This window comes from Streptomyces sp. NPDC001508 (assembly GCF_040298665.1).
Lineage (GTDB): Bacteria > Actinomycetota > Actinomycetes > Streptomycetales > Streptomycetaceae > Streptomyces.
In genome coordinates this window covers 56,055-78,482 of sequence record NZ_JBEPAP010000021.1, presented here as the reverse complement: position 1 = coordinate 78,482, position 22,428 = coordinate 56,055, and the positions used below count along the sequence as shown (strand labels likewise).

Annotated in this window: 24 protein-coding genes and 1 pseudogene; 20 read left to right on the top strand and 5 right to left on the bottom strand. The window is 73.2% G+C overall.

Annotation, left to right across the window (positions count from 1 at the left end; translation table 11 throughout):
• Window position 1 precedes the first annotated feature (1 nt).
• The 3 genes from ABT245_RS20435 to ABT245_RS20425 all read left to right on the top strand — a co-directional run bounded on the left by ABT245_RS20435 (window position 2) and on the right by ABT245_RS20425 (window position 2,631).
• The gene (locus tag ABT245_RS20435; RefSeq protein ID WP_351735559.1) at window positions 2-976 is read left to right on the top strand and encodes an ABC transporter ATP-binding protein; all 975 of its coding nucleotides are present in this window, start codon (window positions 2-4) and stop codon (window positions 974-976) included.
• Between the two features lie 151 nt (window positions 977-1,127).
• On the top strand, window positions 1,128-1,949 hold the full coding sequence (locus tag ABT245_RS20430; RefSeq protein ID WP_351735488.1) for an ABC transporter permease: 822 nt from the start codon (window positions 1,128-1,130) through the stop codon (window positions 1,947-1,949).
• Between the two features lie 34 nt (window positions 1,950-1,983).
• A complete protein-coding gene (locus tag ABT245_RS20425) occupies window positions 1,984-2,631 on the top strand; it encodes an AAA family ATPase (protein WP_351735486.1) in 648 nt (215 codons plus the stop codon).
• A 628-nt stretch (window positions 2,632-3,259) separates the two neighbouring features.
• Here ABT245_RS20425 and ybaK read toward each other — a convergent pair.
• The 4 genes and pseudogenes from ybaK to ABT245_RS20405 form a co-directional block, all read right to left on the bottom strand.
• Entirely contained in the window at window positions 3,260-3,757 is a 498-nt protein-coding gene (gene ybaK / locus ABT245_RS20420; RefSeq protein WP_351735484.1) for a Cys-tRNA(Pro) deacylase, read from the bottom strand.
• A gap of 13 nt (window positions 3,758-3,770) precedes the next feature.
• Window positions 3,771-4,511, bottom strand: coding sequence for an LON peptidase substrate-binding domain-containing protein (locus tag ABT245_RS20415; protein ID WP_351735482.1), 741 nt, complete (start codon window positions 4,509-4,511; stop codon window positions 3,771-3,773).
• Between the two features lie 11 nt (window positions 4,512-4,522).
• Window positions 4,523-5,591 (bottom strand): annotated as a pseudogene (locus ABT245_RS20410) (hypothetical protein).
• A 225-nt stretch (window positions 5,592-5,816) separates the two neighbouring features.
• Window positions 5,817-7,394: an oxidoreductase gene (locus tag ABT245_RS20405; protein WP_351735480.1), complete on the bottom strand. Its 1,578-nt coding sequence runs from the start codon at window positions 7,392-7,394 to the stop codon at window positions 5,817-5,819.
• Window positions 7,395-7,577: 183 nt separating this feature from the next.
• Here ABT245_RS20405 and hisD point away from each other — a divergent pair, with 183 nt between their 5' ends.
• From hisD to ABT245_RS20355, 10 genes are all read left to right on the top strand, one after another.
• The gene (gene hisD, locus ABT245_RS20400) at window positions 7,578-8,903 is read left to right on the top strand and encodes a histidinol dehydrogenase (RefSeq protein ID WP_351735478.1); all 1,326 of its coding nucleotides are present in this window, start codon (window positions 7,578-7,580) and stop codon (window positions 8,901-8,903) included.
• On the top strand, window positions 8,900-10,009 hold the full coding sequence (locus tag ABT245_RS20395; RefSeq protein ID WP_351735476.1) for a histidinol-phosphate transaminase: 1,110 nt from the start codon (window positions 8,900-8,902) through the stop codon (window positions 10,007-10,009). Before hisD ends, ABT245_RS20395 begins: the two co-directional genes overlap by 4 nt.
• The gene (gene hisB, locus ABT245_RS20390; protein ID WP_351735474.1) at window positions 10,006-10,608 is read left to right on the top strand and encodes an imidazoleglycerol-phosphate dehydratase HisB; all 603 of its coding nucleotides are present in this window, start codon (window positions 10,006-10,008) and stop codon (window positions 10,606-10,608) included. Before ABT245_RS20395 ends, hisB begins: the two co-directional genes overlap by 4 nt.
• A gap of 3 nt (window positions 10,609-10,611) precedes the next feature.
• Window positions 10,612-10,776: a CG2302 family histidine operon protein gene (locus ABT245_RS20385; RefSeq protein ID WP_351735472.1), complete on the top strand. Its 165-nt coding sequence runs from the start codon at window positions 10,612-10,614 to the stop codon at window positions 10,774-10,776.
• Window positions 10,773-11,414, top strand: a complete 642-nt coding sequence (gene hisH / locus ABT245_RS20380; protein WP_351735470.1) for an imidazole glycerol phosphate synthase subunit HisH — start codon at window positions 10,773-10,775, stop codon at window positions 11,412-11,414. Before ABT245_RS20385 ends, hisH begins: the two co-directional genes overlap by 4 nt.
• Window positions 11,411-12,136 carry a bifunctional 1-(5-phosphoribosyl)-5-((5-phosphoribosylamino)methylideneamino)imidazole-4-carboxamide isomerase/phosphoribosylanthranilate isomerase PriA gene (gene priA, locus ABT245_RS20375; RefSeq protein ID WP_351735468.1) on the top strand — a complete coding sequence of 242 codons (726 nt, stop codon included), beginning with the start codon at window positions 11,411-11,413 and terminating at the stop codon, window positions 12,134-12,136. Before hisH ends, priA begins: the two co-directional genes overlap by 4 nt.
• Window positions 12,133-12,564 (top strand): RidA family protein, encoded by a 432-nt coding sequence (locus ABT245_RS20370; RefSeq protein ID WP_351735466.1) that lies wholly within the window; start codon window positions 12,133-12,135, stop codon window positions 12,562-12,564. Before priA ends, ABT245_RS20370 begins: the two co-directional genes overlap by 4 nt.
• The gene (hisF, locus tag ABT245_RS20365; RefSeq protein WP_351735464.1) at window positions 12,561-13,316 is read left to right on the top strand and encodes an imidazole glycerol phosphate synthase subunit HisF; all 756 of its coding nucleotides are present in this window, start codon (window positions 12,561-12,563) and stop codon (window positions 13,314-13,316) included. The genes ABT245_RS20370 and hisF overlap by 4 nt, the downstream gene beginning before the upstream one ends.
• Window positions 13,317-13,394: 78 nt before the next feature.
• A complete protein-coding gene (locus ABT245_RS20360; protein WP_351735462.1) occupies window positions 13,395-13,982 on the top strand; it encodes a helix-turn-helix domain-containing protein in 588 nt (195 codons plus the stop codon).
• A gap of 111 nt (window positions 13,983-14,093) precedes the next feature.
• Window positions 14,094-15,650, top strand: coding sequence for an MFS transporter (locus ABT245_RS20355; RefSeq protein ID WP_351735460.1), 1,557 nt, complete (start codon window positions 14,094-14,096; stop codon window positions 15,648-15,650).
• Between the two features lie 999 nt (window positions 15,651-16,649).
• On the opposite strand, the gene ABT245_RS20350 is transcribed toward ABT245_RS20355, so the two are convergent.
• Window positions 16,650-17,285 (bottom strand): TIGR03085 family metal-binding protein, encoded by a 636-nt coding sequence (locus tag ABT245_RS20350; RefSeq protein ID WP_351735458.1) that lies wholly within the window; start codon window positions 17,283-17,285, stop codon window positions 16,650-16,652.
• A 118-nt stretch (window positions 17,286-17,403) separates the two neighbouring features.
• On the opposite strand from ABT245_RS20350, the gene hisI reads away from it, so the two are divergent.
• The 7 genes from hisI (at window position 17,404) to trpM (ending at window position 22,375) form a co-directional block, all read left to right on the top strand.
• Window positions 17,404-17,832: a phosphoribosyl-AMP cyclohydrolase gene (gene hisI / locus ABT245_RS20345; RefSeq protein WP_351735456.1), complete on the top strand. Its 429-nt coding sequence runs from the start codon at window positions 17,404-17,406 to the stop codon at window positions 17,830-17,832.
• Window positions 17,833-17,843: 11 nt separating this feature from the next.
• Window positions 17,844-19,361, top strand: coding sequence for an anthranilate synthase component I (locus tag ABT245_RS20340; protein ID WP_351735454.1), 1,518 nt, complete (start codon window positions 17,844-17,846; stop codon window positions 19,359-19,361).
• A gap of 40 nt (window positions 19,362-19,401) precedes the next feature.
• Window positions 19,402-20,034 carry a TIGR02234 family membrane protein gene (locus ABT245_RS20335; RefSeq protein WP_351735452.1) on the top strand — a complete coding sequence of 211 codons (633 nt, stop codon included), beginning with the start codon at window positions 19,402-19,404 and terminating at the stop codon, window positions 20,032-20,034.
• Window positions 20,035-20,376: 342 nt separating this feature from the next.
• The gene (locus tag ABT245_RS20330; RefSeq protein WP_351735450.1) at window positions 20,377-20,634 is read left to right on the top strand and encodes an HGxxPAAW family protein; all 258 of its coding nucleotides are present in this window, start codon (window positions 20,377-20,379) and stop codon (window positions 20,632-20,634) included.
• A 105-nt stretch (window positions 20,635-20,739) separates the two neighbouring features.
• Window positions 20,740-21,189, top strand: coding sequence for a DUF2752 domain-containing protein (locus tag ABT245_RS20325; protein WP_351735448.1), 450 nt, complete (start codon window positions 20,740-20,742; stop codon window positions 21,187-21,189).
• Window positions 21,190-21,321: 132 nt separating this feature from the next.
• Entirely contained in the window at window positions 21,322-22,131 is an 810-nt protein-coding gene (gene trpC, locus ABT245_RS20320; protein WP_351735446.1) for an indole-3-glycerol phosphate synthase TrpC, read from the top strand.
• A gap of 22 nt (window positions 22,132-22,153) precedes the next feature.
• Entirely contained in the window at window positions 22,154-22,375 is a 222-nt protein-coding gene (trpM, locus tag ABT245_RS20315) for a tryptophan biosynthesis modulator TrpM (RefSeq protein WP_351735444.1), read from the top strand.
• The last annotated feature ends 53 nt before the right edge of the window (window positions 22,376-22,428 follow it).

Below are 22,428 nucleotides of genomic sequence, written 5' to 3'. Positions count from 1 at the left end.
CGTGTGCGCGGTGCGCGGACTGACCAAGACCTATCCGGCGGTACGCGGACGGCGCGGCGCCGCCGGGACGCCCGAGGTACGGGCCACCGACGAGGTGGAACTGGACGTCCGGCGCGGCGAGATCTTCGGACTGCTCGGGCCGAACGGGGCCGGCAAGTCCACCCTGGTGCGGCAGGTGACCGGACTGCTCAGGCCGGACCACGGCAGCGTCGAGATCCTCGGCCACGACATCGTGCGCCACCCCGAGCGGGCCGCCCGCATCCTCGCCTACCTCGGCCAGCAGTCCACCGCCCTCGACGAGCTGACCGTGTCCCTCGCCGCTGAGACCACCGGGCGGCTGCGCGGCCTCGACGTACGGCAGGCCCGCGCCGAGCGGGACGCCGTACTGGACGAACTGGGGCTCGCGCCGATCGCCGGGCGCGCCCTGAAGAAGCTGTCCGGCGGGCAGCGGCGGCTCGCCTGCTTCGCCGCCGCGCTGGTCGGCGAACGCCCGCTGCTCGTCCTCGACGAGCCGACCACCGGCATGGACCCGGTGGCCCGGCGCGCGGTGTGGGCGGCCGTCGACCGGCGGCGCGCCGAGCACGGCACGACCGTGCTGCTGGTCACCCACAACGTCATCGAGGCCGAGACCGTCCTCGACCGGGTCGCCGTCCTCGACCGGGGCCGGGTCATCGCCTGCGACAGTCCCGCCGGGCTCAAGGAGCGGGTGGCCGGCGAGGTGCGGGTCGAGCTGGTGTGGCGGGAGCGGGCGCCGCTGGAGGTGCCCGAGGTCGCCGTGCTGCGGGAGCAGGCCGTGGAGTCCGGCCGCCGCTGGACGCTGCGGCTGGGGCCCGAGGAGGCCCGGGCGGTCGTCGCCACGGTGACCGGCGGGGCCGCGTTCGCCGCCCTGGACGACTTCACACTCGCCACGCCCAGCCTGGAGGACGTGTACCTGGCACTGGGCGGCGCCGCGCGGCAGGGACTGGTGAAGGCATGACCGGGACCCCGAGGAGCGTGGTGCGCACGATGAGCGCCGGGGCCCTCGCGTCCGTACGGTCCCCGTGGGGCGGCCCGGCCGCCGTGGGGGACCCGGGCGTCGGAGGCGTCGGAGGCGTCGTAGGGGTCGTAGGGAAGAGGAGCAGCACGACGTGAGCGTCACACCCGTGAAGGTGCCGGCGGGCCGTGCCCCGGCCGTGGCGGACACGGCCGGTGGCCCGGCCCGGCTCGGACCGCGCGCGCGGCTGTGGCCGTCGCTGATGGCCGTCTACCGGGCGCAGCTGTCCCGGGCCCGGGTGGCGCGGATCCCGCTGCTGTTCGTCGCGACCTTCCAGTCGGTCGGCATCATGATCATGATGCGCGGGGTGGTGGACACCCGCGGCGAGGCGCAGTCCGTGGTGGCCGGTTCGTCGATCGTGGTCGTCGCCTATGTGGCGCTCAACCTGCTCGCCCAGTACTTCGGGCAGCTGCGGGCCAGCGGTGGGCTCGACCACTACGCCACGCTGCCGGTGCCGCCCGCGGCGGTGGTGCTGGGCGCGGCGGCCGCGTACGCGTCCTTCACCGTGCCGGGGACCCTGGTGACCGCCGTGTTCGGTTGTCTGCTGTTCGGACTGCCGCTGACGAACCTGTGGGTCCTGCTCGCGGTGATCCCGCTCGCCGGAGCCGCGCTCGCCGGGCTCGGCGCGGCCTGCGGACTGCTCGCGCCGCGCCCCGAACTGGCCACCCTCCTCGGGCAGTTGGGCATGTCGGCGGCGCTGCTGCTGGGCGTGCTGCCGCCGGACCGGATGCCGGAGATCATCCGGCTGGCCCGCGATCTGCTGCCGTCCACCTACGGCGTCGAGGCCTATGCGCGGACCTTCGGGGACCGCCCCGACTGGGCCCTCGTCCTCGCTGACCTGGGAGTCTGCGCCGGAGTCGGGGTGATTTCGCTGGCCGCGGCCACCTGGGCCTACCGCCGGGCCGCCGTCCGATGACGCGCCGCACAGCCCGGCCTGGCACGATGTCAGAGTGACCGCACCGCTGACTCCGCCTCCGCCGCCACACGACCAGTCCCCGCACCAGGCCTGGCAGGCGCCGCCTGACGGTGCGGTGGGCGGCGCGTACGAACAGGACGGTCCCGGAATGAAGTCCGAAGTGCGCGAGGGTGTGGTGGTCACCGTTGCCGTGGCGCTCTGCGGGGCGCTGCTCGGCCTGCTGTGGTGGCGGCTGGCCCCTCATGTGCCGCTGGTCGGGGACCATGTGGGCAAGAACTGGGTGGTCTACCTGAAGGACAGCGAGGGGGAGCAGGCGATCGGCGTCGACGGCACGTTCACGCTGCTCGCCCTGGCCTTCGGCGCGGTCAGCGCGGTCGTCGTCTTCCTGGTGCGGCGGCGCGGCGGTATACCGCTCGTGGCGGGGCTGGCCGTCGGCGGGCTGCTCGGCTCGCTGCTGGCGTGGCGGCTCGGCGTGTGGCTCGGACCCACCCAGGACGTGATCGCCCACGCGAAGGCCGTCGGCAAGGGCGTGTCCTTCTCGGCCCCGCTGAAGCTGGGCGCGTGGGGGGTGCTGCTCGCGTGGCCCGTGGCCGCGCTGGTGGTGCACCTCGCCCTGACAGCGCTGTTCGGCCCCCGCGACCCCGACCCCTACCACGCACCGTACGCGACCCCTCCGGCCTAGGACTGGCCTGGGGCAGCCCTGGACGCGCCGTTCGGGCACACCGATGACACGCCTGCCGGGCGCTTGAACGGTGAGGCCACACCGGGTTCGGCGTGGGCGGCGACATCCACCCACGGACCGCGTCCGGCCTGGCGTGTGGTCGATGACGGGTGCCGTGGTGGCGGGTCGGCGACGCTCCGGGTCGGTTGTGCCCTTGCCGGTGGTCGTCGGCGGTTTCGGCTGCCCGCGCGGGTCGTGCAGCCGGGGTCGGCCCGGTGCGTGGCCCGGGTCGGGGCGCCCGTATCCGCCCGTGCGACCCGGGTCGGCGCGGTGCGTGGCCCGGGTCGGGGCGCCCGTATCCGCCCGTGCGACCCGGGTCGGTGCGGTGCGTGGCCCTGGTTCAGTTGCCGGACCCGGCCCGTGCAGTTTCGGTCGGTTCGGCTGCCCGCATCCGCTTGTGCAGCGCCCGCCGGTCCGGTCTCCCGTACCCGTCCGTGCGCCCCGGGGCGGTTCAGCGAGAGAGTACGTGCGGGCTATGCCGGGCGGCTTTTGTGGTTTGCTCGGCGCTTCTTGGTGCGCCACTTGCGTTTCCGGGTCTTCTTCGACATGTCCCCTCTGCTTAACCGAGGAGACGACGTCCGTCGAGGGGTCACGCACGCCCGATGGGCGCGCGGACCGCATCGGTGAGCGCGGCCAGGTCGTCGGGGGACAGCTCGACCTCCAGGCCGCGGCGGCCCGCCGAGACACAGATCGTGGCGTGGACGGACGCCGACTCGTCGAGGACCGTACGGAGCGTCTTGCGCTGGCCGAGCGGGGAGATGCCGCCGCGCACGTAGCCCGTGGTGCGTTCGGCCAGCGCCGGGTCGGCCATGGCCGCGCGCTTGCCGCCCACCGCCGACGCCAGGGCCTTGAGGTCGAGGGAGCCCGCCACCGGCACCACCGCCACGGTCAGCGCGCCGTCGACGTCCGCGACCAGCGTCTTGAAGACGCGGTCGGGGGAGACGCCCATCGCCTCGGCCGCCTCCTCACCGTAGGAGGGATGGGCCGGGTCGTGCTCGTAGGAGTGGACCGTGAAGGCCACGCCCGCGGCGGTGAGCGCCACCGTGGCTGGGGTGCCGCCCTGCTGCTTCTTCGACTTCTTCGCCATCGGCTTTCGGGGCTCAGTTCAGACTGGTCGGGCCGCGCGTCAGGTCCGACGCCGGCAAGGACGGCAGATTACGGATGATGGCCGTCTCCGCGCGAAGGAGTTTCAGCTCGTCCCGCAGCCGGGAGGCGGTGTCCGGTGCCTGGAGCAGACGCTGCTTCGTCGGGGTGTCCAGCATCATCGCCGCCGCCACGAGGTAGGAGACCACCGACGGTTCGTCGGGGAGGTCGGAGCCCGTCGACAAGGACCGCTCCCGGGCCCCCGCCAGCCGCTTCTGGTACTGCCGGAACGCCCGCAGCACCCCCTCCGCCAGGGTGCCCGCGCCGTCGCCCGGCACCTCCGGCAGCTCCTCCAGCTCGGCGGTCAGAAACGGCCCCGACGCGTCCACCGACAGCAGCCGCACCCGCCGCGTCCCGGTCGCGAGCACCTCGAAGGTGCCGCCCGAGCGTTCCCGGATCGTCGCGGCGTCCGCCACACAGCCCACGCCGTGGAAGGCCCGGAGCGGGTCGGCGCCGAAACCGGCGGCCGGGCCGCGCTCGGGCACCGCCGTGGGGTCCGGCATGCCCGGTGCGCTGGGCGCCACCTCGTGGCCGTCGCGGATCGTCACGACGGCGAACCGGCGCGGCTCGTCCTCGGCGGTCTTCAGCAGCTCGCGCATCATGGCGCGATAGCGCTCCTCGAAGATGTTCAGGGGCAGCACCAGCCCCGGGAACAGTACCGAGTTCAGCGGGAAGAGGGGAAGACGGACGGTGGTCACGGCGTCACAGCCTAATGGTCACCGGCGGCGGCGTGTCCGCCGTGCTCACTCCGTGGCCGTCGGGGACCCGCCGCGGGGCCGCCGGGGAGAGGGGATCAGCCCGTCCCTGGTGGGTCGGCCGGCCCCCGTCGAAAGCTCCTCACGCAGTCGCAGAAAGAGCCCCAGCGGGTCGTCGGACACCCGGTCCCAGGGGAAGGACGTGACGTACGGGCCGGTCAGGCGGAACTGCTCCAGGGCGTCCGCCCTGCGGTCCAGGCACACCAGGACGTACGCCAGGAGGTTGCGCACCTCGGCCGGCCAAGGGTCGGCCGCGGGGTACCGGGCGGAGAGCGCGACCGCCCGGTCGGCGGCGGCGTCCAGGCGCTCCGGGGGCGCTCCGGCGCCCGGGCCCAGGCAGGTGAGGGCCGCGTGCGCGGGGAGCGCCTGGACGAGCGCGCCGGGCGGTGCGTCCTGGGCGGCGGACTCGGCGAAGTCGAGGCATTCCCCGTGCGAGCCGTGCCAGGTGGCGGCGAGGTAGCGCAGGGCGGCCACATGACAGCCGTAGTGGTGCGGGGAGCGGCGGACCGCCTCCGTCCACAGGCGCTCGAAACCGGTGTGCCCGGCGCGGGTGCCGCGCGCGTGGTCCAGCGCGATCCGCCACGGCACCGGGTCGCGGGGATCGGCCTCGGTGGTGGCGGCGACGAGCGGGCTCACCCCGTGCAGCAGCTCGGCCCGCGCCGGGGAGGCCCAGCACCGGTCCACCGCGAGCTGGGCGCGCAGCAGCAGGGCGTCCGGGTCGCCGGGGGCGCCGGCGTGCCACTCCTCGGCCCACTCGGCGCGGGAGCGGGCGAAGGCGGCCAGACGCCGTACGTAGCGGTCGCGGTCCTCCCACTGGGCCGTGCCGCGGGTGGTGGCGAGCAGCTTCGCCGCGGGCCGGTACTCGCCCCGGCCGGCCGCGACCAGCGCGGGGGCCAGCCGCTCGTCGGGCGCGTCGAGCAGCACCTCGTCGTCGGCCGGCGGTGCGTCGCCGTGGCGCGAGGCGGTTCGGGACCTCCGTGCGGAACGGAGCAGCGCGCGCAGCAGAGCCATGGTGTCGACCATTGAAAGTCCGCAGGTTCGGGCGGCGCCAGGGACTTCACGCAACCCACGGAAAGTTGTAGGTCTCCTGGTCAAGTGAGGGTAAAAGGTGACGGTTGCGCCCTTCTTGTGCACACCGGCGCCTAAGGGGCGCGGGGCCGTATCACCATGCGGCTCCGCCGCGCGGGCGCGACCAGCCACGACGCACCCGCAGCCGACCGACGGCCTGTCGCGGCCGAACCCGCGGAGCTACCCGCGTCTGAGCAACCGGGTCGCCCCCGCGGCCACCGTGGTCGCCAGGATCCAGCCCAGCAGGACCATCGCCGCGGCCAGCCACTGCCAGCCGCCGTGCAGCTGCCACTGGCTCGCCTGGCCCAGGTCGATCACCGGCAGCAGCAGGTCGAGGGCGAACAGGGCCGGGCTCCAGCCGGGATGCCCGTCCGAGTTCATCGGCTCCAGGGTGGTGTGCGCGAAGGCGAACGCGCCCGCCGCCCACAGCACCGCCATCCACACGGCGGCCCGGCCCGGCCGGTACCCGTAGGCGACCGTCCAGTCCTGGGCGTACCCCCACAGCTTGCCGGCCAGCGGCAGCGTCTCCCGGCGCCTGCGCTGCTTGGCGAGCAGCACCTCGCGCGCGTCCTCGTCCTCGCCGGCGCCGCGCAGCACCGCGGCCAGCCGCTCGTACGGCTCCGGGTTGTACTCGGCGGTCGCCGCCGCGACCCACTCCAGGCGTCGGGTCAGCGGGAACGGTCCCCGCGGCACCAGGGTCTCGTAGCCGAAGCCGCCCATGTGCAGTTTGCCCGGTCCCGGCCAGCTGCTCGCCCGGTCCACCAGGGTGACCACCCGCGCCCCCGACAGCACCACCTTGCCGTGCTCCGGCCGCTCCCCGAGGAAGCGCAGCTCGGGCGTCTGCACCCGGCGCAGCGACAGCTCCTGCTCGTCGGTGAAGACGAACCGGGCCCGCTCCAGGTCGACCGCGTCCCCGAACCGCCCGTCGTCGAGCCGCACCCCGCCCTGGCACTCGAAGCGCTGGATCCGGGTGCCGCGGGCCGGTGTGGTGCCGCTCAGCAGCGGGTTGCCCAGGCCGGCCGGGGTCAGGTACAGGGTGCGTTCCACGGTCAGCTGGGGCGCGTTCAGGGCGAGGCGGGTGTACGGGTTGGCCAGCCGCGCGCCGCGCAGGCTCAGCGACACGCCGACCTGGGCGCTGCGCAGGCTCAGCTCGCCGTGCGACTCCAGCAACTCCGCCTGGAGGTCCTGCCCGACGCTCAGGCCGTCCGCGGCTATCGAGCGGCCCGTACGGTCCCGGTAGACGACGGCCTGGTTGAGCAGCAGGTCCGTGCCGATCTGCGCGTCGGTCAGCCGGACCCCGTTGTGGAACCGGCAGCGCGGCAGATGCAGATCGCCCTCCGTGTGCACGCGGGCCGCCTCCAGGCGCGGCACCGAGCAGTCCACCAGCCGCACGGTCGTGAACCGGGCCTCCGGCAGCAGGACGTCCCGCTCGAACCGGCAGCCCTTCATCTCGACGTACGGCGTGACCGTGCCGCCCGCCAGGTCGAGGCTGCCGGTGATCCGCATCCCGGCCAGTTTCAGGGACGACACCCGGCCCGCCAGCGCGGGCGGCCCGTCGAGCAGCAGCCAGGCGATGATGCGGGCCCGCACGCTGCGCTCCGGCCCCCAGGGATGCCCGCCGTGGGGATCGTCGACGATGCCGTCCCCGCTGCTCAGGTCGTAGCCGCTGCCGTTGCGGAACGCCTGCCACATTCCGGCCTCGGCGGCGGTCAGGTCGTCGGGCACGTCCCCGGCGCGCAGGCCGGTCCCCTCGGTCACCGCTGTTCCCTCCTCACTCACGGTCACGCGCGGGTCCATCCCGTCGCGTACAACCGGTCATGCCCGCTGAGTGACGCCCCGAACGCGATACGTGAAGAGGATCTTCCGGCGTCCGGGCGAGTTCTGTATCAGCCATTGATACGCGCGCACCACCCGTCACCCCGGTCTGCGAGAATTGAGCCTGTGATCTCCCGAATCGATCTGCGCGGCGACGCCCTTCCCGAGGGCCCCGCCCTGCGCGACCTGCTGCCCCGAGCCGACTTCGACGTTCAGGCCGCACTGGAGAAGGTGCGCCCGATCTGCGAAGCCGTGCATCATCGCGGGGACGCGGCACTGATCGACTTCGCGGAGCGGTTCGACGGGGTACGACTGGAATCCGTCCGGGTGCCGGCCAAGGCCCTCACGGACGCGCTCGCGACCCTCGATCCGGCGGTCCGCGCGGCCCTGGAGGAGTCGATCCGCCGCGCCCGCCTCGTCCACCGCGAGCAGCGTCGTACGACGCACACGACCCAGGTCGTGCCCGGCGGGTCGGTGACCGAGAAGTGGGTGCCGGTCGAACGGGTCGGGCTCTACGCGCCGGGCGGCCGCTCGGTCTACCCGTCCTCCGTGATCATGAACGCGGTGCCCGCGCAGGAGGCCGGCGTCGCCTCCATCGCCCTCGCCTCCCCGGCCCAGGCCGAGTTCGACGGCCTGCCGCACCCGACGATCCTGGCCGCCTGCGCGCTGCTCGGCGTCGACGAGGTGTACGCGGCGGGCGGCGCGACCGCGGTCGCGATGTTCGCCTACGGCACCGAGTCCTGCGCCCCCGTGAACATGGTCACCGGCCCCGGCAACATCTGGGTCGCCGCCGCCAAGCGGTTCTTCACCGGCCGGATCGGCATCGACGCCGAGGCCGGGCCCACCGAGATCGCCATCCTCGCGGACGACACCGCCGACCCGGTGCACGTGGCCTCGGACCTGATCAGCCAGGCCGAGCACGACCCGCTGGCCGCGGCCGTGCTGGTCACCGACTCGGTAGAGCTGGCCGATGCCGTGGACAAGGAACTGGCGCCGCAGGTCGCGGCCACCAAGCACGTCGAGGACCGGATCGTCCCGGCGCTCGGCGGCAAGCAGTCCGCGATCGTGCTGGTCGACGGCGTCGACGAGGGCCTTCGGGTGGTCGACGCGTACGGCGCCGAGCACCTGGAGATCCAGACCGCCGACGCCGCCGCGGTCGCCGACCGCGTCAGGAACGCCGGCGCGATCTTCATCGGCCCCTGGGCGCCGGTGTCCCTGGGCGACTACGCGGCCGGGTCCAACCACGTCCTGCCCACCGGAGGCTGCGCCTGCCACTCCTCCGGTCTGTCGGTCCAGTCCTTCCTGCGCGGCATCCACATCGTCGACTACACCAGGGACGCGCTGGCCGAGGTCGCACACCATGTGGTCACGCTGGCGGAGGCGGAGGATCTGCCCGCGCACGGCGCGGCCGTCAAGGCGAGGTTCGGCTGGAAGGTACCGACGAGCAAGTGAACCCCGGAATCGACGATCTCCCCGTACGGGCCGAACTGCGCGGCAAGTCCCCTTATGGCGCGCCCCAGTTGGACGTCCCCGTACGGCTGAACACGAACGAGAACCCCTACCCGCTGCCCGAGCCGCTGGTCGAGCGGATCGCCGAGCGGGTGCGCATCGCGGCCCGCGACCTGAACCGCTACCCCGACCGGGACGCGGTCCAGCTGCGCACGGAGCTGGCCAAGTACCTGACGCGGACCGGCGGATACCCGCTCGGCATCGAGAACGTCTGGGCGGCCAACGGCTCCAACGAGGTCATCCAGCAGCTGTTGCAGACCTTCGGCGGCCCGGACCGCACGGCGATCGGCTTCGAGCCGTCGTACTCGATGCACGCGCTCATCGCGCGCAGCACCGGCACCGGCTGGATCTCCGGCCCCCGCCACGAGGACTTCACGATCGACCTCGCCGCCGCCGAGCGGGCGATCGCCGAGCACCGCCCGGACGTCGTCTTCATCACCACCCCCAACAACCCCACCGGCAACGCGGTTCCGCCCGAGACCGTCCGCGCGCTGTACGACGCGGCACAGGCGGCCAAGCCGTCCATGGTGATCGTGGACGAGGCGTACATCGAGTTCAGCCACGGCGACTCGCTGCTGCCGCTGCTCGCGGGCCGGCCGCACCTGGTCGTCTCGCGGACCATGTCCAAGGCGTTCGGCGCGGCCGGGCTGCGGCTCGGCTATCTGGCCGCACATCCGGCGGTGGTGGACGCCGTCCAGCTCGTCCGGCTGCCGTACCACCTGTCGGCGATCACCCAGGCGACCGCGCTGGCCGCCCTGGAGCACACCGACACACTGCTGAAGTACGTCGAGCGGCTGAAGGCGGAGCGCGACCGGCTGGTGCGCGAACTGCGCGCGATCGGCTACGCCGTCACGGAGTCCGACGCGAACTTCGTCCAGTTCGGACGGTTTGCCGACGCGCACGAGGCCTGGCAGCGGATCCTCGACCGGGGCGTCCTGGTCCGGGACAACGGCGTACCGGGATGGCTGCGGGTGTCCGCCGGAACCCCCCAGGAGAACGACGCGTTCCTCGACGCGGTACGTGAGTTGAAGAAGGAGCAGAGTTCATGAACCGCGAAGGACGCGTCGGACGCGTCGAGCGCACCACCAAGGAGACCTCGGTCCTGGTCGAGATCGATCTCGACGGCACCGGGCGCACCGACATCGCCACCGGCGTCGGCTTCTACGACCACATGCTCGACCAGCTCGGCCGGCACGGTCTGTTCGACCTGACCGTGAAGACCGACGGCGACCTGCACATCGACTCCCACCACACCATCGAGGACACCGCCCTCGCGCTCGGCGCCGCGTTCAAGCGGGCGCTCGGCGACAAGGTGGGCATCTACCGCTTCGGCAACTGCACGGTCCCGCTGGACGAGTCCCTCGCCCAGGTCACCGTCGACCTGTCCGGCCGCCCCTACCTGGTGCACACCGAGCCCGAGAACATGGCGCCGATGATCGGCGAGTACGACACCACGATGACCCGGCACATCCTGGAGTCCTTCGTCGCCCAGGCGCAGATCGCGCTGCATGTGCACGTGCCCTACGGGCGCAACGCGCACCACATCGTGGAGTGCCAGTTCAAGGCACTGGCACGGGCCCTGCGCTACGCGAGCGAGCGGGATCCGCGCGCCGCCGGCATCCTCCCGTCCACGAAGGGCGCCCTGTAGGCCATGAACGGACTGTCCACCCTGCTGATCGTCGTCGGCCTGTTCCTCGTCGGCGGCATCATCTCCTTCGTCAAGCAGAAGATGCCTGCCAGCCTGATCGTGCTGGTGTCCATCGGCGCCGCGATGTGCCTGGTCGCCGGCGTGCTGCGGCTGGAGGTGTGGAATTGAGCGCAGCCCGGAAGGTCGTCGTCTTCGACTACGGCTTCGGCAATGTGCGCTCCGCCGAGCGCGCCCTCGCCCGCGCGGGAGCCGATGTCGAGATCACCCGTGACTTCGACCGGGCGATGAACGCGGACGGCCTGCTGGTGCCCGGCGTCGGCGCCTTCGCCGCCTGCATGCGGGGGCTGCGCGCCGCCCGCGGCGACTGGGTGATCGACCGTCGGCTGTCCGGCGGGCGCCCGGTTCTGGGCATCTGCGTCGGCATGCAGATCCTGTTCGCGCGCGGCATCGAGCACGGCGTGCAGACCGAGGGCCTCGACGAGTGGCCCGGCTCGGTCGAGCCGCTTCAGGCGGAGATCGTGCCGCACATGGGCTGGAACACCGTGACCGCGCCGCCCGGCTCCGAACTGTTCGCCGGCCTGGAGGCGGACGCCCGCTTCTACTTCGTGCACTCCTACGCCGTCCACGACTGGACCCTGCAGACGCACGGCACGCAGCTGCTCGCCCCCAAGGTGACCTGGTCGAGGCACGGCGAGCCGTTCGTGGCGGCCGTCGAGAACGGCGCCCTGTGGGCGACGCAATTCCACCCCGAGAAGTCCGGCGACGCCGGAGCCCAGCTCCTCACCAACTGGATCGGAACACTGTGAGCAAGCTCGAACTCCTTCCCGCCGTCGATGTCCGGGACGGCCAGGCGGTCCGCCTCGTGCACGGCGAGTCCGGGACCGAGACCTCGTACGGCTCCCCGCTGGAGGCCGCCCTCGCCTGGCAGCGCTCGGGCGCCGAGTGGCTGCACCTGGTCGACCTGGACGCCGCGTTCGGCACCGGTGACAACCGCGCGCTGATCGCCGAGGTCGCGGGCGCCATGGACATCAAGGTGGAACTGTCCGGCGGCATCCGGGACGACGCCACCCTCGCCGCCGCGCTCGCCACCGGCTGCACCCGGGTGAACCTCGGCACCGCCGCCCTGGAAAGCCCCGAGTGGGTCGCCGGGGTGATCGCCGAGCACGGCGACCGGATCGCGGTGGGCCTGGACGTCCGCGGCACCACGCTGCGCGGGCGCGGCTGGACCCGGGACGGCGGCGACCTCTACGAGACCCTGGCGCGCCTCGACAAGGAGGGCTGCGCCCGCTACGTCGTCACCGACATCGCCAAGGACGGCACGCTGCAGGGCCCGAACCTGGAGCTGCTGAAGAACGTCTGCGCGGCCACCGACCGCCCGGTCGTGGCCTCCGGAGGCGTGTCCTCGCTGGACGACCTGCGGGCCATCGCCCAGCTGGTGCCCCTCGGTGTCGAGGGCGCCATTGTCGGGAAGGCCCTGTACGCGAAGGCGTTCACCCTCGAAGAGGCCCTGGAGGCTGTGTCGTCATGACGTCCGAAGCCGTGCGGCGCGCACAGAGCGGAAGTCCCTGGGAAGAGAGCTTCGGTTTCGCGCGCGCCGTCGCGGTGGGCGATCGCGTGCTGGTGGCGGGCACCACGTCCTTCAAGGGCCCGGTGCTGCACGGGGAGGGCGACCCCTACGAGCAGGCGAAGATGGCGTTCACCAGCGCGCTGGAGGCGATCGCCGAGTTCGGTCTTGGGCCCGCCTCGGTGATCAGGACCCGGATGTATCTGACCCATCTGCGCGATGTCGACGAGGTGGGCCGGGCCCACAAGGAACTGTTCGACTCCGTGCGCCCGGCCTCGACCCTGCTGGTCGTGGCGGGCTTCGTCGACCCGCGCATCCTGGTCGAAGTGGAACTGGAGGCCTTCCGGGGCCACCATGGGCAACAAGCAGCAAGAGGAGCCGTGGATTCATGACCCTGGCGGTCCGAGTCATCCCCTGCCTGGACGTGGACAACGGGCGGGTCGTCAAGGGCGTCAACTTCCAGAACCTGCGCGACGCGGGCGACCCCGTCGAGATGGCCAAGGTGTACGACGCCGAGGGCGCCGACGAGCTGACCTTCCTGGACATCACCGCGTCCTCGGGCAACCGGGAGACGACGTACGACGTGGTGCGCCGCACCGCCGAGCAGGTGTTCATCCCGCTGACGGTCGGCGGCGGCGTGCGCACCGCCGAGGACGTGGACAGGCTGCTGCGGGCGGGCGCCGACAAGGTGGGCGTGAACACCGCGGCGATCGCGCGCCCCGAGCTGATCCGCGAGATCGCCGAGCGGTTCGGGCGCCAGGTGCTGGTCCTCTCGGTCGACGCGCGCCGCACCCCGGCGGGCGGCTTCGAGGTCACCACCCACGGCGGGCGCCGCGGCACCGGCATCGACGCCGTCGAATGGGCACACCGGGCCGCCGAGCTGGGCGCGGGGGAGATCCTGCTCAACTCCATGGACGCGGACGGCACGAAGGACGGCTACGACCTGGAGATGATCGCGGCCGTACGCAAGCACGTCACCGTCCCGGTGATCGCCTCCGGCGGCGCGGGCAAGCCGGCGGACTTCGCGCCGGCCGTCGCCTCCGGCGCCGACGCGGTGCTCGCTGCCTCCGTCTTCCACTTCGGCGACCTGCGGATCGCCCAGGTGAAACGCGCCCTCCGAGAGGCCGGCCACCCGGTGCGCTGACGCTCCGCTCCGGAGATACGAAAGGAAAGTTGCGCAAGGATTATTGTGCAACTTTTCTTTTATATCTACGGTGAGGGCATGGCACGCGAGGAGACCCGCCCCATCACCGATCTCGGCACCCTGAAGGCGCTGACCCATCCGCTGCGCCTGCGGCTGTACCGCCTGCTGTACATCGCCGGGACCGCCACCGCCTCGCAGTTGGCCGATCAGGTCGACGAGGCGGTGTCGCTGGTCAGTTACCACTTGCGCAAGCTCGCCGAGCACGGGCTGATCGAGGAGGCCGAGCGGCAGAGCGGCGACGGCCGTGAGCGGTGGTGGCGGCCCTCCTCACAGGGCGTGACCGTCCGGGACAAGGACTTCCGGGACGCCCCCGAGCGGGCGGCGGCGCACCTGGCCGCCACCCGGCTCTTCCACGACCAGCGCGCCGAGATGTACCGGCGCTACCTCGACGAGCGGGCCACCTGGAGCGCCGAGTGGAACGCCGCCGCACCGGACAGCGAGTCGCTCGTCAGGCTCACCGCTGGCGAACTGGACGATCTGCGCGCGGAGTTGATGGCCCTGCTGCGCCGGTACGAAGACAGGAGCAGGTCCGCCGAGGCCGCCGGTGACACCGCAGGGCGCGAGAACGTCGCACTGCACGTGTACGGATTCCCGTTCCGCGTCTGACATTCCACGTTCGAGATCCCACGTTCGAGATCCCGCGTCCGACATTTCGCCTCCGAGATCCCGCGTCCGAGTCTCCCGTCCGAGTTTCCGCGTCCGAGAGAGGCCGCCGCCTTGTCCACCGCCACCGGCCTGCCCGCCGCGTCCGGCACCGGCGCCGCGCGCCCCGCCCACCGGGACCCCAACGTCCTGCGCTGGCTTGGCGCCTACACCTGCTCCATGCTCGGCGACAACGTCTACTACATCGCGCTGTCCTGGGCCGCCGTCCAGGCCGGGACGCCCGCCCAGGCGGGTCTCGTCATGTCGGCCAGCGCCCTGCCGCGTGCCCTGCTGATGCTCGGGGGCGGCGTCGTCGCCGACCGGCTCGGGCCGCGCCGGGTCGTCATCGGCAGCGACGCGGTGCGCTGCGCGGCCGTCGTCGCGGTGGCCGTGCTGCTTCTGCTCACCAGCCCTGGACTGTGGCCGCTGGCCCTGCTCGCCCTGGCCTTCGGCACCGTCGACGCCGTGTTCATGCCCGCCGTGGGCGCCCTCCCGGCCCGGATCACCGGCGAGGACCAACTGGCCCGGGTGCAGGGCCTGCGCGGGCTGGCCATCCGCTTCGCCAGCGTCGTCGGCGCCCCGCTCGGCGGCCTCGGCGTGGCGATCGGCGGCGCGGCGGCCGCGTTCGGCCTGGCGGGCCTGCTCATCGCCGTGTCGGTGCCGCTACTGGTCTCGGTACGGTTCCGCCCCCTGCCGACCGACGGCACGATCCCCGGCCGGGGCGCCGTACCGATACCCGAGCCGCGTCCCTCGGAGCCGGGCCCGGTCGGGCCACATGGCACCGAGCCACATGGCGCGGACGCATATGTCGCTGGGCCACATGGCGCGGCGCCATATGCTGCCGTGCCACATGTCGCCGCGCCGCGCGCGGCCGAGCCACCTGTTGGCGAAGGCCATGTCGGCGACGGCCATGTCGTTGAAACACATGTCGTTGGACCACATGTCCTCGAAGCGTGTTCTGCCGAGCCGCCTGTCGCCGAGTCGCGAGCCGCCGAGCGGACCGACGGCTCCGCCGTCCGGTTCCGCGCCTGGGGAGACCTGGTGGCCGGGCTGCGCTACATCCGCGGGCACCGGGTGCTGGCCCCGCTGATGGCGGCCATCGCGCTCGGCGACTTCGGTTTCGTCGGCCCGCTCAACATCGGCCTGACCCTGCTGGCCGACCGGCGCGGCTGGGGCGCGTCCGGGATGGGCTGGGTGCTCGCCGGCTTCGGCACCGGCGCGGCCGCCGTGTCGCTGCTGCTGGCCGTCCGGGGCCGACTGCCACGGGCCGGCCTGGTCGCCGGGTACGCGATCCTCGCGGGCTCCGTCGCGATCGGCGCCCTCGCCTTCGTCCCCCACCTCGTCGCCGCCGTCGGCACGGCCCTGCTCATCGGGCTGTTCGCCGGGCTCAGCGGCGCCCTGTGCGGCGCCCTGCTCCAGACCCAGACCGACCCCGCCTACCTGGGTCGCGTCACTTCCGTCGCAAGCCTGGTCAGCCTGGGCCTCGCGCCGCTGAGCATGCCGGTCGCGGCGGCCGCGATCGGTGCGTGGGGCCCCGGCCCTGTGTTCGTCGTCAGCGCTGCGGTCTGCGGGCTCGGCGGCGCCGTCGCCCTGTGTGTAGCGGGCCTGCGCCACGCGGAACTCCCCGGCTGACACCTGCCACCGATCCTCACCGCCCGACGGGTGAAAATCCGCCGCCTCCCCGACGCCGGGGACACCCGACGACCCCGCTGCGGCCGAGGTACGGCACCCCTCGAATGCCCCCGCAGACACCGCACCCAAGGCGAGGCGTCCCGCCGACACCCCTTACGGACAGGGGGCACCGACGAAACACTCGTCGTACGGGGACGAGTTGACGGACGCTCTGACCAGGTCGCGAGCGAGGGGCGCCTCGTCCGGCGGGAAAAGATCTCCGACAGCGTGGGAGACGATCTCCGCGCAAGGGTGCATCGTCCCTGGTCAGAGAGTTCCGTCGGTGCGCCGACAGCGCCTGGCGCGCCCCAGGCGGCTGCGTCGGCCCCCCATGACGAAAGGCACCCGGCGTGCTCCGGGGGGTGCGTCGGCATCCCTTGTGAGGGCTGCCCGGCGTGCTCCGGGGGCGTCGGCGTCTTTCGTGGGAGGTGCCCGGCGCGCTCTGGGGTTGTGTCGGCGTCCTTTGAGGGAGGGGCCTGGCGCACCCCAGACGTCCCCTCGGCCACTCCCTGCGGGAGGTGTCCGGTGCGCCTCCAGGCGTCCCCTCGGCCACTCCCTGCGGGAGGTGTCCGGTGCGCCTCCAGGCGTCCCCTCGGCCACTCCCTGCGGGAGGTGTCCGGTGCGCCCCCAGGCGTCCCCTCGGCCACTCCCTGCGGGAGGTGTCCGGTGCGCCCCCAGGCGTCCCAGTGACGACTCTCTGCAGGAGGTGCCAGGCGCGCCCAGGGTTGTGTCCCTTGCGGGAGGCGTTCGGCGCACTCCAGGCGTCCCCGCGACGAGTCCCTGCGGGAAGTGCCCGACGTACCCAGGGGTTGTGTCGGTGTCCCCTGGGGGAGGGGCCTGGCGCGCCCCAGGTGTCCCCGCGATGACACCAGGCGTCCCCTCGGCCACTCTCTGTGGGAGGCGCCCGGCGTGCCCCGGGTGTGTTGTTGATGGCTTCCCGCCGGAGGCGGGCGGTGTGTGTCAGATGCCCAGTTGCTTCGATTCCCGGAGCTTGGCGATCGCGTTCTCGTCGCCCGCGAGGTCCACCTTGGCCGCGCTCTGCCGGCCGAACGCGAACAGCAGCAGCTCGGACGGCTCGCCCGTCGCCGTCACCACCGGCGCGCCCCGGTGGGCGACCGCCGTCTGGCCGTCGGGGCGGCGCAGCACCAGGCCCGTCGGCACACCCCGGCCCAGCAGCCGGGCGGTGCGCTCCAGCCGGGACCACAGGGCCTCCTGGAAGACGGGGTCGAGTTCGCGTGGCGTCCAGTCCGGCTGGGCCCGCCGCACGTCCTCCGTGTGGACATAGAACTCGACGGTGTTGGCGGCCTCGTCGATCTGCTTGAGCTGGAAGGGTGAAAAGCGCGGCGGGCCGGTACGGATCAGCTGGATCAGCTCCTCGTACGGCTTCGCGGCGTACTCGTCCATCACCTTCTGCAGGCGCGCCGCGAGCTGCTTGACCAGCTGGCCCCCGGCGGCGTCCGGGCGGCGCTCGCGCACCACCACATGCGCGGCCAGATCACGGGTCTGCCAGCCCTCGCAGAGGGTCGGCGCCTCGGGGCCGGTGGTTTCCAAGAGGTCGGCGAGCAGAAGCCGTTCACGCTTGGCGAAGGTCGACATACCGTCAGCCTACGACCAGGTCCCGGCTCCGCCCACCCGTCGCCGGCACCGCCACCCCGCGCGCCCACCCACTGGACAGGTCACGGCGCTGTCGGTGCCGCGCGGCACAATGGCACCCATGACCAGCTCGCCCCAGCCCAGCAGTCTCGATGCGGAGATCGCGGCGCGCCTCAAGCGCAGCGCCGACGGGCTCCTGCCCGCCATCGCCCAGCAGTACGACACCGGAGAGGTGCTGATGCTGGGCTGGATGGACGACGAGGCGCTGCATCGCACGCTGACCACCGGCCGCTGCACCTACTGGTCCCGCAGCCGCCGCGAGTACTGGGTCAAGGGCGACACCTCGGGACACGTCCAGTGGGTGAAGTCGGTCTCCCTCGACTGCGACGCCGACACCGTGCTGGTCAAGGTCGACCAGGTGGGCGCCGCCTGCCACACCGGCGCCCGCACCTGCTTCGACGCCGACGTGCTCCTCAAGGACACCGGCACCGGCGCGCCGGCCGGGGAGTCCGGCTCCCCGCGGGCGCGTTCGAACAGCGCGGGTCAGTAGGGTCGGCCGCCATGGACCTTGAGACGTTCCGCAAGCTGGCCGGCGACCGCCGGGTCATCCCCGTCACCCGCAAGCTCCTCGCCGACGGCGACACCCCGGTCGCGCTGTACCGCAAGCTCGCCGCCGAGCGCCCCGGCACCTTCCTGCTGGAGTCGGCGGAGAACGGCCGCGCCGCGTTTCAGTGGTCCCGCTACTCCTTCGTGGGCGTCCGGTCGGCCGCGACCCTGACCGAGCGGGACGGACGGGCCCACTGGCTCGGCACCCCGCCCGTCGGCGTCCCCGTCGACGGCGACCCGCTGGCCGCCCTGCGCGCCACGATCGAAGCCCTGCACACGCCCCGCGACCTCGCCCACGACCTGGGTCTGCCGCCCTTCACCGGAGGCATGGTCGGCTACCTCGGCTACGACATCGTCCGCCGCCTGGAGCGGATCGGACCCGGCGAGCGTGACGACCTGAGGCTGCCCGAGCTGACCATGATGCTCACCAGCGATCTGGCCGTCATGGACCACTGGGAGGGCACGGTCCTGCTGATCGCCAACGCGATCAACCACAACGACCTCGACACCGGCGTCGACGAGGCCCACGCCGACGCCGTGGCCCGCCTGGACGCCATGGAGGCCGACCTCTGCCGCCCGGTCGCCCAGCCCCCCGCGGTGCTGCCGCCCTCCGCGCTGCCCCCGTACACCGCGCGCTGGGGCGGCCCCGACTTCCAGGCGGCCGTCGAGGACGTCAAGGAGCGCATCAGGGCCGGCGAGGCCTTCCAGGTCGTCCCCTCGCAGCGCTTCGAGACGCCGTGCACGGCGAGCGCACTGGACGTCTACCGGGTCCTCAGGGCCACCAACCCGTCCCCGTACATGTATCTGCTGCGGCTGCCCGACGGCTCCGGGGGCGCCTTCGACGTGGTCGGCTCGTCGCCCGAGGCACTGGTCAAGGTCGAGGAGGGGCGGGCCATGGTGCACCCCATCGCCGGCACCCGGCCGCGCGGCGCCACCCCGCAGGAGGACCAGGCGCTCGCCGACGAACTGCTCGCCGACCCCAAGGAGCGCGCCGAGCACCTGATGCTCGTCGACCTCGGGCGCAACGACCTCGGCCGGGTCTGCGAGCCCGGCTCGGTGGAGGTCGTCGACTTCATGTCCATCGAGCGGTACTCGCACGTCATGCACATCGTCTCCACGGTCACCGGCCGGGTCGCCGACGGCCGCACCGCCTTCGACGTGCTGACGGCGTGCTTCCCCGCGGGCACCCTCTCCGGCGCGCCCAAGCCCCGCGCCATGCAGATCATCGACGAACTCGAACCGTCCCGGCGCGGCCTGTACGGCGGCTGCGTCGGCTACCTGGACTTCGCGGGCGACTCCGACACGGCCATCGCCATCCGTACGGCGCTGCTGCGCGACGGCACCGCCTACGTCCAGGCCGGCGCGGGCGTCGTCGCCGACTCCGACCCGGTCGCCGAGGACCAGGAGTGCCGCAACAAGGCGGCGGCGGTGCTCCGCGCGGTGCACACGGCGAACCGTCTCGGAAGGGGCTGAGTGAACCCCGGGTGACGTAACGCCCGGGGTTCAGGCGATAGTGGAGTACGTGACAGCCGTACCTCACCCCCGTTCCGAAGCCGCAGGAGCCGCATGGGCCGGCCGTCGGAGCCTCGCCATGGCGTTGCTGTGCGGCGCGCTCGGCGCCGCCGTGGCGCTGCTCGCCACGCGCCAGCGCTGGGCGGAGGGCACCGCCACGGTGGCCGGCGGCGCCTTCCCGCTCACCGCGAAGGGCAGCGACGTGACGGGCGTCCCCGCGGCCCTCGCCATAGTGGGCCTCGCCGCCCTCGTCGCCGTCTTCGCCGTCCGCAGAAGCGGCCGGCTCGCGGTCGCGGCCCTGCTCGCGCTGTCCGGCGCCGGCACGGTCGCCGCCGCGCTGACCGGCGCCTCCGACGGCTCCGCGCTCGACGAGAAGGCCGCCGAGGCCACCGGCGACACCTCCGCCGGCGTCGCCGCCCTCAGCCACACGGCCTGGCCCTACGTGGCCGCCGTAGGCGGCGTGCTGCTCCTGCTCGCCGGGCTCCTCGCGCTGCGCTACGGCCGTCTGTGGCCCGCCATGTCCGGCCGCTACGAGCGCGGCACGGCGCGCCCGCGCCGCACCCCCGCGGCCGTCGACCCCGACCGGCCCGAGGACCTGTGGAAGGCCCTGGACCGCGGCGAGGACCCGACGTAAACGTAGGCGCTCCGCTGGTTCGGCCGTGATACGTCGTGGGTTGGCCGCGGGTGCGTTGTGGGCTTGAGCCGTGATGCGTCGTGGGTTGGCCGCAGGCGTGTGGTGGGCTTGGAGCCTGATGCGTCGTCGGTCGGCTGCGGGTGCGTTGTGGCTGGTCGCGCCCACGTGGCGGAACCGCATATCGGTACAGCCCCGCGCCCCTTCGGGGCGCTGTGTCCGGGGGGTGTGGCGAAGCAGACGTTCGTCGGGGGCACCCCTGCTCACCGGCGGGCCACCCGTACGGGACAATGGGCGGTGATGAGCGTCCGGCTCACACACGCACACAGCAACGAGGAGCAAGCAATGGCGGGCAGCAGCCACGGTCACACCCCGGCCGCCTGGACCGGTGTCATCATCGCCTTCATCGGGTTCTGCGTCGCGGGCGCCTTCATGGTGATGGCACAGCCGCTCGGTTTCTGGGCCGGCATGGCGATCGTGGTGCTCGGCGGTGTCGTCGGCCTCATCATGCGCTCCATGGGCCTCGGTCAGCCGAAAGACGTCCACGCGGTCCCGCAGCCCCGGCCCGCGGTGACGCCCGAGCCCGCCGGCGCCGAGAGCTGACCCGGCGGACGACCGCCTCGTCGGCGACCACGCGTGAGGGGCGCCACGGCACCGTACAGGCCGCCGCGGCGCCCCTCACGCGTGCCCACGGCCACAGGGGGGACAATGCGAGACGTGAACGCCGACAGTGAGCATCTGGTGCCGCGCACGGGCCGCGCGGGCGTCCTCGGCCGGCTGGCGGTCCCCACGGGACTGCTCGCCGCCGTCGCCGGGGCCTTCGCGTACGTCGCGGCAGTGGACCCGAACGAGCCGGGCCACTACCCGGTGTGCCCGCTGTACGCCTACACCGGCCTGTACTGCCCCGGCTGCGGCGGACTGCGCAGCGCGCACGCCTTCATCCACGGGGACCTCACGGCCGCGCTTCAGGCCAACGCCCCGGCCGTGGCCGCCTACCTGGCCTTCGCCGTCCTGTGGACCGTCTGGATGGTCCGCACGGTGCGCGGGCGGCCGATGCGGATCGCACTCGGGCCGGTGCACCTGTGGAGCCTCGGAGCCGTGCTGCTGGCCTTCACCGTTGTCCGGAACCTGCCGTTCGGTGGCTGGCTGCATCCTTGATCAACTGGGTGAGGTCCAGGTAGTGGGACCGGCGACGACCGGATGCGGGGCCTTCGCCGTCCTGCGGATACCATCGCAGTGACCACGGGTTTCGACCCGGCAGGAACCACCGGCTGGAAGGGGGCCGCTCGCGTGAGTGTGCTCGACGAGATCATCGACGGGGTCCGTGCCGACCTGGCGGATCGGCAGGCGCGCGTCAGCCTCGACGAGCTCAAGGAGCGCGCGGCGAAGGCGCCGGCGGCCAAGGACGGGGCGGCCGCCCTGCGCGGCGACGGCGTCAAGGTGATCTGCGAGGTCAAGCGCTCCAGCCCGTCCAAGGGCGCGCTGGCCGCGATCGCCGATCCGGCCGGGCTCGCCGCCGACTACGAGGCGGGCGGCGCGGCCGTCATCTCGGTCCTCACCGAGCAGCGCCGCTTCGGCGGCTCGCTCGCCGACCTGGAGGCGGTCCGGGCCCGCGTGGACATCCCGGTGCTGCGCAAGGACTTCATCGTCACCTCGTACCAGCTGTGGGAGGCCCGGGCGTACGGCGCCGACCTCGCGCTGCTGATCGTCGCAGCCCTCGACCAGCCGGCCCTGGAGTCGCTGATCGAGCGGGCCGTCTCCATCGGGCTCACCCCGCTCGTCGAGGTGCACGACGAGGACGAGGTGGACCGCGCGGTGGACGCGGGCGCCAAGGTGATCGGCGTCAACGCGCGCAACCTGAAGACCCTGGAGGTCGACCGGGGCACGTTCGAGCGGGTCGCCCCGGAGATCCCGGACAGCGTGGTCAGGATCGCCGAGTCCGGTGTCCGCGGCCCGCACGACCTGATCGCCTACGCCAACGCCGGCGCCGACGCGGTCCTGGTCGGCGAGTCCCTGGTGACCGGGCGCGACCCGAGGACGGCGGTCGCCGACCTGGTGGCGGCGGGCGAGCACCCCGCACTGCGGCACGGCCGGGGCTGAACTCCCGGTAGGGTGGGCCCCGATGACTGCGACGATCCCCGTGACGACCACGGACCGGTACGCCCGCCTGGCGCGCGGCTGCCGTCCCCGTGGCTGCCGGGCGCCCGCCCGCCGGGTGCACGGGCGCCGGGTGCGCTATGTCATCGGTGACGAGCCCGGGCAGGTGAACGGCCGTCGATGGCAGCGCCCCGGAAGGGGCGCGGGACACTGCGCGACCGGGAACGACGGTCCCGCAGCCGGCTGACGGAGCCCGCACCCCACGGCGATGAGTGTCTTTTCCACCAGCTCACCGTGAGG

Coding starts and splice junctions, on each gene's coding strand:
- ABT245_RS20350 (WP_351735458.1), bottom strand. CDS start 17,285: ATGTCGACCTTCGCCAAGCGTGAACGGCTTCTGCTCGCCGACCTCTTG.
- ABT245_RS20330 (WP_351735450.1), top strand. CDS start 20,377: ATGGCGGGCAGCAGCCACGGTCACACCCCGGCCGCCTGGACCGGTGTC.
- ABT245_RS20340 (WP_351735454.1), top strand. CDS start 17,844: ATGGACCTTGAGACGTTCCGCAAGCTGGCCGGCGACCGCCGGGTCATC.
- ABT245_RS20325 (WP_351735448.1), top strand. CDS start 20,740: ATGCGAGACGTGAACGCCGACAGTGAGCATCTGGTGCCGCGCACGGGC.
- hisF (WP_351735464.1), top strand. CDS start 12,561: ATGACCCTGGCGGTCCGAGTCATCCCCTGCCTGGACGTGGACAACGGG.
- ABT245_RS20370 (WP_351735466.1), top strand. CDS start 12,133: ATGACGTCCGAAGCCGTGCGGCGCGCACAGAGCGGAAGTCCCTGGGAA.
- hisI (WP_351735456.1), top strand. CDS start 17,404: ATGACCAGCTCGCCCCAGCCCAGCAGTCTCGATGCGGAGATCGCGGCG.
- trpM (WP_351735444.1), top strand. CDS start 22,154: ATGACTGCGACGATCCCCGTGACGACCACGGACCGGTACGCCCGCCTG.
- ybaK (WP_351735484.1), bottom strand. CDS start 3,757: ATGGCGAAGAAGTCGAAGAAGCAGCAGGGCGGCACCCCAGCCACGGTG.
- ABT245_RS20360 (WP_351735462.1), top strand. CDS start 13,395: ATGGCACGCGAGGAGACCCGCCCCATCACCGATCTCGGCACCCTGAAG.
- ABT245_RS20385 (WP_351735472.1), top strand. CDS start 10,612: ATGAACGGACTGTCCACCCTGCTGATCGTCGTCGGCCTGTTCCTCGTC.
- hisB (WP_351735474.1), top strand. CDS start 10,006: ATGAACCGCGAAGGACGCGTCGGACGCGTCGAGCGCACCACCAAGGAG.